The sequence below is a fragment of the Corynebacterium sp. LK2590 genome (assembly GCF_040946105.1).
Taxonomy (GTDB): Bacteria; Actinomycetota; Actinomycetes; order Mycobacteriales; family Mycobacteriaceae; genus Corynebacterium.
On the sequence record NZ_JAYWMH010000011.1, the window covers coordinates 1 to 10056 of the forward strand.

Sequence of the window (10056 nt, forward strand, 5' to 3'; positions counted from 1 at the left end):
GGGTCACCGACCATGTACCGTGCGCAGCCAACGCAGCATCAACCAGCCCCTCAACCGTGACCGTCATATCCTCCGGGGAAACTGCGCCTGGGCGGATAAGTTCTGCTGCTTTTTCGGCAACATCAGCGCGGGTAAACGTGGAGCGTTCTGCAACAACCGCGCTTAAAATCTGGACTGGTTTCGGCAAACAATCCTCACCCACCGCGCGCGCTGGCGCTTCATTGTTTGGCACAAGTCCGGCCACAAACTCACGCACCTGCGCGCCGTGTTCAGCACGCGCCCACTCGGTTTCTAGCTCGTCTAGTGGGGTCTCGGTGTCCTTGGTACGCCGGGTGATTTTCTGCGCGATACGCTCATAGGCCGCACGGGTTTCAAGCCCGTTCTCGGCCTGCCACTGGTCGATTTCACGCGCCCTGGTCGAGTACGACGCAATCAATTCTGGGTCATCAAGACCGACAATTTCAGCGCATCCATTGACCACGTCGCCGAACTCCACACCGAGTTTCTGGCTCAAGATTTCACGCACCGTGGCTTGATACACCATGCCTGCCGCGCGCGCCTCATGGTACAAACTCACCCCATCGAGCGTGCGCACTTTACCGTCGCGGCATAGCTGTTTATTCGCCAACAACACGTGTGAATGCACATGCGGGTCGCCCGCACGTGAAGTGCGGTGCTCGTATTTCACGCCCGAAATACCCGCCAACTTTTCGACAATAAGACGCTTTCCCGTCGGCTCTTTTACTTGCTTTCGCGTGTAGCTGGCATGCTCCGACAAGTAATCCAGCGCCTGGGATACTGCCGCCTGGTGGGCTTCATCGACGATGCCACGCACGGCAGAATCTGCGCCCATACCCCACAACAAGGAGACAGATTTCGGCGCGCAAAACGTCAGATCGAAGCCTGGAACACTATCCTTTCGCGGAGCATTTCCAAGCCCCGCACCGCTCGGAGCGACCGCCTTATTGAACCAATCCTCAACCGTTTTCCCCGACACGATCGCACCATCTTCAGCGCCCAAAAATGCCGAAACTTCAGCCATGTTTTCGCCCCGAAGCCACACCGAAGCTGGCTGCTTTCCGTCCTCGGAATAGTACGAATCCGTCCCCCGATTCTCATCAACCGTGGACTGATAATAGGCCACAGAGTGCGCACCCATCTTCGCGATAGTCAGCACTCCGACACCTCCTGTCAATCACCACGGCGACCACCTGGACACCCCATTAGGCAACTTGTTGCAAATGTACCATAGAATATGGCGATTAAGCGCCATTCAGACGAGGTCAATGCAGAAAACCGGCGAATCTTTCAGTGGAGTTGGTTGTGCCAGGGCGTGACAGCTACATGGGCAAGGAAGTCGCGTAAGCAACTTTCGCGGCAACGCGAGAACCATGAACTAACACCACGCACAACGACTAGTGTCGCCCCCCCGACAGGTTGAAGGAACTGACCAAAAATCAGGCCAGTCTCTCCCTTATCCTTAAAGACTTCCGTAACCACACACTTGAATGCTTACGATTGCCAGACTTTCCTTTAAGCCGATCGTGCTTCCTTTTGGCTTGAAGGCGACACCTTCTGCTGGAAAAAGAGATGACGTTTGTCATCACTTGAGGGAAGAAGGGTCATGATCATTAAAGGGATAGTTCCCACTATGGGGATAAAAAATAATACAACTAGAATTCCGGAGAATCCCGCATCTTGCAGCCGTCTCGATAGCAACGCAAGAAAAGGCAGAAACACGATTGCTGCTATCACTTCTTCTAGCGATACTCCATGAAAATCACCTAAATGATTATCGAGCATGCTGACGAAGAATGAACCAATAGTCAAGAAGAAAAAAATCCACCAGTATTCACTTCTAGAGGCTGACCCTTTAAAAGCAAAATATCTCAAGAAAAACCGTGACACGGCCTGCTGCGGAGACGCCCCATGCAGGGCCTGGTAGGAAGACTGCTTATCCATAATAAAATCTCCTTCCGATAAAAGAATACTTTAGGGAAGGAGATTTCCTATCCCTTAACAACTACCGATCTCGTCTGCCCCAACCAAGGCTCCTAAGTTCGGGTTTACGGTTAGCCGGGTTTCGCCAGGCCCTACACACCTATCCTCGGATGCGTAAAAATACTTAACTTTAATCTTTACTGGATGGTTTTTGCAGTTAGTGTAAACGGCCTCTTCGTATTTTCCATCGTCGCCTTTGCCGGCGATAGGGCTCCCCGTAGCTTTTCCCACGAAACCGCATACTGAAGCTGAAGCGATAGGGCTGACCGTCAACAAGCCTAGTGCTGTACATCCAGCAATAACTGTCGAAAGTGTTTTACGAGTAATTTTTCCCATTATTTAGCACGCTCCAATCTTTGAAGCGCCGGAAATTTTCTTCCCTTCTCGAGTCGTGCCAAGTTGGGAATCTCCTGGGTTAACACAAACTTCGTAATCTCCACTTTCTGCATTAACCTTGATCTTTTCGTTTCCACCACTGCAATTTCCCCAGAATGCTGTTTCAACTCTGCCACCAGGAAAAGGAACAGTTACATCCACTACAGGAATAGTCACATCCCCCCAATTGTGTTCTCGGTCAATGTGCTCAGTGTGGTAGCCGCAAGTAGTCGCCGAAGCTTCAGGAGTTTCGCCAATCGTCACCATCCCAGCGAAAACAAGAGATAGTGCCCCTGTGCCGACGAGCATTCTTTTAATACCCGAACTTGCGATTGGAGTAGTTTTACTCAAACCTGACATGAAAAGCTCCCTTAATTTCAAACAAATGAACCAGAGCAGAACCAGCGCTCCGTGCGACCTACGCTACTCACAATCGGTTAGTTAAGTAAATGATATAACGGAAAAGTTATCCAAAGCTTTATCGATGTTAATTCCCAATTAACTAAACGCCCTACAGGTCACTAAATACGCCAACCACTAACGTCCCCACAGTCGTTTGGGCATCTATGGCCAATTCGTAAGCGAGCCAAGCCCATTACCTCCCATCTGCACTACTGCTTAATGACAGGGAACATGCTCAACAAACTTTTCGGGCGCGAAGCGGCCAAGATTGCACGCCAAATCATCGACCAGGCCGAGCCGTTTAACGCCGCCCACACCACCGGCTGGGGACTACCTTGCAAGCCCACCGTCACACGCCGCTAACGCGCACCAGTACGCCGGCTGATAGAAGTCGCCCAGCACGCGCATGATAGACACGCGTACTGGGCGACTTTCGCTTTCAGTGACGTAGGGGAATTTCGCCAAGGTTCCAGGCAGGCGCTTAGAGCGCTTATCTTCTGGGGTGTTGAGGATGCGGAATAGCTCGTTGAGCTGTGGTCCGAGGGTTTCTGGGGTGGTTTCGTTGCGCACGAACTGAGCGAAGAGGTGCGGGGTGTCCCAGAGTCCGGCATCGTCTCCGAATAGGAGGAAAAGAATACGGGTGAGGTAAATAGAGGTGCGCATGACACGCTCGTCTTCTTCCTCCGGGTTGGTTGGGGCTTCATCGCCCACGGCTTCGTCTACGTCGTCGCCGTTCATGGCGCGGAACAGCTCCACCATTAACCGGGAGGCTTCCAGGGACGCCTTTTCTTCCTCGCGGTACTCGGAAGTCTCGTAGTCGGCAAGAAACGCGAGTTGCTCGACGTGCTCGTCAATCTCGGCAAGGCTAAAAGTAACGTCCCAGTCTGCGGTATCGCCGACGTAGTCGCGGTTGAGGCGCGTGATACGCAGGGTCTCGAAGTTGGAGCAGATGACGTAGGGCGGCAGCTGTGAGTTCGGGATAGTACCGCCCAACAAATAGTCCAGCGCCTGGTTGTGTGCATTGTCGAGGTTGACCCCGAGGGATTTTGCTTCGCCGATGACTTTGCCGGGCATGAATAAGTCGATTTTGCCGGTGCGTCCGGTCGATGCTCGTTTAGCGCTGCGCTGGTACAGGTAGATGTCGCGGGCGTTAATGCCGAAGCAGTCGAGGAGGTCGCCCCAGAACTGTTGGTCATGGCTTGATTCAGTGGCTGGTCGGTTTTCTGCTTTCCATTCCTCAATATGGGCAAGCCAGCGCACCTTGAATTCGGTGAGGTTATGGCGAATGGTTGCACGGTCTAGGAGAGCAGAGGAAGTCATGTTAAAAGCATATAAGCTGCCCTGCCCCTCAAGGTTTTCTTCAAGTGAGGTTTTATCTAACTGCCTAGCGGCAGGGGAACCGTATATTGCTTATGGCGTGACACATTTATTTTGGTAACTTAGTCCGTCCTCTGGGGAGAGATATACCTGCCATCCTTAAAGCCCGGTTTACCGTCGGTCTCGATACACCGAACTCTTCCATAGCATCAGGAATAGACGGGTATTGACCGGTCTGGCCAAAGGTATCAGCAAAGAAAGCTGCGATTCTGAATGCGTTACTCTTTCCTGTGGCAGTACGTCGATTATTCGCAGCGGACAAAGTCGCACGGCGTTCCTGCGCATATTTTCCCTCGGGGTCTGTTTTCCAGCGTTCTGCTGCTTTCTTGCCGCCTCTGCGTCCCATGGTGGCTAGTGCTTTGCGTTCGCTGCTGGTGGCTTTACCTGGCGCGTTAGAGCCGCTGTAGGCATCGCTCTTGGATTGAGTGACGTAGCCGCGCACGCGCCTTGCCATGGTCTGGCGGTCGCGCATGGGTGGCATCTCGTTGTCGCGGCCTGCGCCGCCGTGGGTGTGTGCGACGTTGTAGGCGTGCTCATAGGCGTCGATGATCACCGCGTCTGTCAGGCGTTGGCCTTGCTGGCGCAAGCGGTGGCCAGTCTTAAGCGCATGCCTAAAGGCAGTTTCGTCGCGTGCTGCGGTTCCTTGGGAAATCCAGAGAACGCGCACGCCGTCGATAAGTTCCGGGTCGTACTGGTCGAGTCCACCGGCGATTTCTGCGTCTACGTCCTGGGCAAGCGCTTTGAATGCTTGAGCTTCTTCGCGGCGGGTCTTGACCGCGTTAATGAGTTCTCGGCCAGAGCTAAACTGCTGGCGCGGGGCTGGGGCGAACTGGTCGTGTCCTGCCATATCCCTTACCTGCTTTATCAAGTCTCCAAGACGCATCACCCGGTTGTGCTGCCTATACCAACGATAAGCGGTAGGGGCCTTGCCTGTGTAGAACGGGTTTCGGCTAAAACGATGGGCAAAGTGCGGATCATGGTCTAAAAGCTCACCCAGCACACGCGTAGTCGCAGCCAGCAACTTCATCTGCGCAGATTTACCGTTACGGTCAGCGTAGACAGGGTCAATAAGCCAAATGAACTGGGCTTTGCCGTTAGTTGGGTTAATACCCACCCAGGCCGGCCCGACGCTATGAGTAATCAGTGAGCGCACCACGTCGCGGACGTACGGGTTTAAGTCTGCGGGGTCACCGCCTGCGGTACCTACTTGATCAACGTCAACGACCAGGACGGCGGCATACTGCTTGGTGGTGAGCATGGCGTACTCGCACCGTCCTAAAGCATCAGTCTCGAAGCGATACATACGCGGCGAGTTCGTACCGTCAGCGTTGCGTCGATAGGCCTTTTTAAAGTCGCGTGTGACTGAACCGTGGAGTACATCGCGGCCTAGATGATCGCGTAAAATGTCGCGGTCACTGGCAGATGCTGGGGTGTTATCCAGTCCACCACGGTCGCGCTCGACACGGGTCGGTGTTTTAGTGTGCGCATTCTGCGCGTAAGCCTGTAAACTCATGGCCATGCTTTCTCCCAGAGATGTGCTGGGTGATAAGCGAAAGTCATCGGGTTGCCGCCCGGTGGCTTTCTTCATTTTCGTATTGTCTCCCACCGAGCCTAAATGACACCGGTGTTACTTACTATCCATGACACACGAAAAAATAGCTTTTAGCAGCAGATACTCTGCGCGAATTGCGCTAACTGCGCGAATTGCGCAATTCGCACTGTCGCGTCATGACGTTTCTCAGTGCGTACTAACAATTTGAATGCACAGATGACTTCAGTCGTCGGCGCGTACAGTTTTACTGCTGCTCACAACCTGCACGCTGAGGCATCACCGCTGACACTAACGGAGTAACCGTCACCAAGACCGCCACCTCCATCCGGCAGCGCCCACCAAAGCCCCAACTCGACTAACCACACCAAACGACAAGCGCCCCACGCGGGCGCTTTCTTTTTGCCCAAATCAGACTGCGCAGATTTACCGATACGGCGCATTTTCCCAGTTCGGCGTGCGCATATTTACCATCACGCAAAAAAGCGTGCGCAGATTTACCGATACGAGTGCGCAGAAGTTGACACAACAGACATTTCAACAGGTCAGACTGCGCATATTTACCACACAACCCCATTTTCCTTGCGCTGATCTACCCTCATGAAAAAATAGCGTGCGCAGATTTACCGATACGGAAGAAAACCCCAGTTCAGACTGCGCTGATTTACCATCACGCGTGCGCAGATTTACCCATACGGTGGCGAATTATCCAGAGCAACAGGGATACAGCAATACAGTAATACAGGCCCTGTAAACCTGTATTGCTGTATGCCTGTAAACCTTTATTTATTGTTATGGACGTATTCTTCGAGGTAGGTGCTAACAATCTCGCGGATGGTCACGCCTTTTTGGGCGGCGATGACTTTAAGTTCTGCGTGAAGGTCGCGGTCGATTTCAATCGTCATCTTCTTGACGTAGTCGCGGCCTGTGGGTTGGTGGAATGCGCTTCGCACTGTTTTCTTCTCGGCTGCTGGAGTTAGCTTCGCGGCTTTTTTCGTTGAGGTTCGCGGGCCTTGCTGCGCCCTGGCGCGTTCTTTACTGGTGCTCATTTCATCATCTCCATGAGTTCGTCGGCGACGTGGTCGTATCCGTGCATGTCTGGGCCTGGGCAGTATCCGAACGCTAGGTGCATATCTTCGCGTAGCGGGATTTCGGTTTTAAAGTGCGGCATGTGTTCTGCTTCGAGCGCTTCTCGTGCCGCGTCAAGGGCGCTGGTGCCTTTCCTGGCGAACGTCAGTAAGACTGCATGAGGTGTTCCGTTGACTGCGTCGCGCAGCTCCCATACTCGGGAGAGGTCGGCAGCAGCAGAACGGGTCGGAAGAATGATGAAGTCGCTGACTGCGATTGCTGCTTCGATAGCGTTCTCGTCTCCTGGCGGGACATCGATGAACATGAACTCATCGTCTCCGACGAGCGCTGCTTGCCTATCGACGCGCTTGGGGATGGACAGCTCAACCTCAAACGGCAAGGGGCTTCCTCCATCCTCTGCGCGTTCAGACCATTCCAGTGCCGAGCCCTGCCGGTCTAGGTCGGTTACGGTCACGGTCTTTCCTCGGTTGGCGAAAACCGTGGCAAGAAACATCGTTGTGGTGGTCTTGCCAACGCCACCTTTGGCGTTAATGGCGGTAATGATCATGGCTTCTCCTAGGTGGATAAATCATTGCCCCTACCACTTTACAGGTTTAAGTAAATACTGCTTTACAGGTTTACAGTAATACATTTTTACAGGTGCCTGTAAAGGTAAAAGCGCAGGAAAATAGCACTTTTAGTTTTCTTTACCGTCAGACTCGGCAGAAAGTCCAGCAAGCATAATGCGGTAAAACTCGTTTTCAATGCTCTTTTCTTCGAAGTCCGCAGCAACGTGTTCCCAGTGGTATTCCTCCAATTGGGGCAGCATGGCTGTTACTGCCATCTTGAGGTAAAAGCCGCGACTGCGTCCGGTGCGAGTACACAGTGTGTCTAGGCGCTCGATGATCTCTTCGGGCATTCGTACAGATACCACGCGCCCGGAGGGGTGGGATCCTTGAACCATTGACGTAAGTCCTTCCTCTGCCTGTCGTAAACATTGTTTACGTATTGTCTTTGGCAGTCCTACTCTTTTTTCTCGTGAGCGTTATTTGCTTTTGTAAACATTGTTTACCATAGGTTCGGCATCGACGAGGGGACGGAGATTTTTCGTTAAAGCTCTGGCCCCTCGCTCTCTGAGGCGTTATCCAACCAGTTGTCTTGGTCGTTGTCGTAGTCGCTATCTGTGGCGGCTTGCTGGTGAAACCGGGCGAGCATCTCATCATCTGCGGTGGTACTAATACCGAGTGAGTCGAGGACGTCCAGGGAGTTCTGTAGCGCCTGCTCGTCGCTGCGTTGGGAGCGCAGTTCGTCTAGCTCGGTCTCAAGCTGGCGAATCGGATCAGTAAAGCTGTCGCGATAGTCCACGGCCTGGTCATAGGATGCAGCTACCTTGTCGCGCACGTTGATTGCTTCGTCTAGGAGGGCCTGGTCGTTATTGCCGTGGCGTAGCCTGCCGAAAAATCCCCTCGAGTTCTTCGTGTCCTCGAACTCGCGCACTACAGAATCTTGCTTGGAATACTGCTGTCCGAGCTGTTCAACCTGCTGGTTAGCCTGGTCGTACTCACCGCGCAGCGTCTCAAGCTGATTGTTTACCCGTTCTATCTCGGCATCGATACGCTCCACGGCGTCATTGGACGGTGTAGCGCTGTGCTCGTTGCCTGATTCCGGTTCTGGCACCTCGTCGGCGTTGTTGGCCTGGGCGCGGGCATGGAAGTCAGCAAAGCGTGCTTCGCGTTTAGCGGCAAAGCTGCTCATGTACTTACCCGTTTCGGTGCCGACAAACGGGTTGTCGGTGTCCGTTTGGGAAGGCTGGTTGACGAGTTTGGTCAGCTCCCAGTCCTGCTTGGCTTGCCCAAACAGCGCCTGGGGTGTTTTATCTCCTTGCTCGCGCATTCCTGCGGACACCAGCAGGTCGCGGGCGTATTCGGCAGACTCACGCCGTGCGACCTGATTCACCTGGCCGTGGCCGGTCTCGGTGTCTCCTGGCTGGGTCTCGGCGATATAGAGGAAGTTGCCCTCACGCCCACGAGTCATCGGCACATAGACACTGGCCTTGTCCAGGTTGCCAACCCCTGCCACCACACGGGCGACGTCGACGGTCGCGCCTTGGGAACTATGACCAGTAGCGGCATAGCCCAGTTGGGTGTGTTTATCGAGGTAGTCGCGGTTTAGTGTCACAGTGGCTAAATCATCATCACACCGTCGGGCCGTAATGGAACCGTCTTTTCCGATGGAATCAACGACCCAGCGTTGACCATTGCGGACAACATCGCCGTTGCTGGTCACCAGCTTTGAATCGTTGCGACGAGTCAGGATGACATCACCGACACCGGCTGTCAGTCCATCGGACAGACCTAGGCGGTGCTCGGGGTTAATCTCGCCGCGCTCTGCGCGAATCTTCTGCGCCGCAGCATTCAGCGCGGTGACCTGGTCGCGGGTTGCTGCAACCAGCAAGGACTGCTTTCCTGCGGCAGTATCGTCGCGCCACCCGGCCAACGCATCGTCCATCATTGCCGTAACCGATCCTGCGTGCAGGCGCTTGTTCTGCATGTACCACTCGGCGGCACGAGAAACGTCTGCTTCCTCTCCACCGCGCAGCCACTTCGATGCTTCACGCTCACCCGCATCACGCTGGCGGAACACCTCGCGTAGCTCCACGGCATCAGGCAATTCATGAGACAAGGTAGCCAGCAGACCAGAACGAGCTTTCACCGCCGAGTATTGTTCTGGGTCTCCCACAAAGACCACGCGCGCGCCGGCAGCAGTGGCAGTCTCCAGCACACGGATCGTATCGAGGTTAGATACCATGCCAGCTTCATCAACAACCACAACGGTGTCCCGGTTCCAGCCCAGCTTCGCCGCTGTATGCTCCGGTGTCAGATCGTCGGTGCCGACAAAAGCGCGCGCAATCGTCATGGATTCATCGGCCACATTCTCACCCACCATCACGTCAGCAGCCTTACCCGTAGGAGCTAGGCCTACGACGTGTTTACCAGCCTGATTCCATGCCTTATGCGCGGCCTTGAGCGAAGAAGTCTTACCGGCACCAGCCGGTGCGACCACCACAGACGCCAGATAGTTAGAGCCGACAACCGCGCGCATAGCACCAGCCTGCGCAGGCGAAAGCTCACCCTCGACCGGTTGGATTGACTCGGCGGTAACCCCGCGCTCCACGCGCGCGGTAGCCATATCAACGCCACGTTCAACCTCGTCGACCACCTCGACAGTGGTGTATTTCTGCGAGCCTTCACGCTGGGTATTATCCAGCTCGCGGGACTTCTCCG

General features: G+C 54.4%; 10 protein-coding genes. All 10 read right to left on the bottom strand.

The features are described from left to right. The coding region (mobF, locus tag VVR85_RS11025) for a MobF family relaxase (protein WP_368520920.1) at positions 1–1177 on the bottom strand (1177 nt) is incomplete at its 3' end. Between the two features lie 356 nt (positions 1178–1533). Further along, positions 1534–1962, bottom strand: a complete 429-nt coding sequence (locus VVR85_RS11030) for a DUF805 domain-containing protein (RefSeq protein ID WP_368520921.1) — start codon at positions 1960–1962, stop codon at positions 1534–1536. 54 nt (positions 1963–2016) lie between these two features. Next, positions 2017–2337, bottom strand: coding sequence for a DUF6355 family natural product biosynthesis protein (locus VVR85_RS11035; protein ID WP_368520922.1), 321 nt, complete (start codon positions 2335–2337; stop codon positions 2017–2019). Between the two features lie 3 nt (positions 2338–2340). Continuing rightward, positions 2341–2736, bottom strand: a complete 396-nt coding sequence (locus VVR85_RS11040; protein WP_368520923.1) for a DUF6355 family natural product biosynthesis protein — start codon at positions 2734–2736, stop codon at positions 2341–2343. A gap of 372 nt (positions 2737–3108) precedes the next feature. Beyond that, entirely contained in the window at positions 3109–4098 is a 990-nt protein-coding gene (locus VVR85_RS11045) for a type IIL restriction-modification enzyme MmeI (protein ID WP_368520924.1), read from the bottom strand. A gap of 106 nt (positions 4099–4204) precedes the next feature. Continuing rightward, positions 4205–5743: a replication initiation protein gene (locus VVR85_RS11050; protein ID WP_368520925.1), complete on the bottom strand. Its 1539-nt coding sequence runs from the start codon at positions 5741–5743 to the stop codon at positions 4205–4207. A gap of 743 nt (positions 5744–6486) precedes the next feature. Then, positions 6487–6753 (bottom strand): hypothetical protein, encoded by a 267-nt coding sequence (locus VVR85_RS11055; RefSeq protein ID WP_070455424.1) that lies wholly within the window; start codon positions 6751–6753, stop codon positions 6487–6489. Then, positions 6750–7340 carry a ParA family protein gene (locus tag VVR85_RS11060; RefSeq protein ID WP_172694245.1) on the bottom strand — a complete coding sequence of 197 codons (591 nt, stop codon included), beginning with the start codon at positions 7338–7340 and terminating at the stop codon, positions 6750–6752. Before VVR85_RS11060 ends, VVR85_RS11055 begins: the two co-directional genes overlap by 4 nt. A gap of 129 nt (positions 7341–7469) precedes the next feature. Next, positions 7470–7736 (bottom strand): ribbon-helix-helix domain-containing protein, encoded by a 267-nt coding sequence (locus VVR85_RS11065; protein WP_368526402.1) that lies wholly within the window; start codon positions 7734–7736, stop codon positions 7470–7472. A gap of 146 nt (positions 7737–7882) precedes the next feature. Beyond that, positions 7883–10056 (bottom strand): AAA family ATPase (locus VVR85_RS11070; RefSeq protein ID WP_368520927.1); only part of this gene is annotated, 2174 nt, incomplete at its 5' end.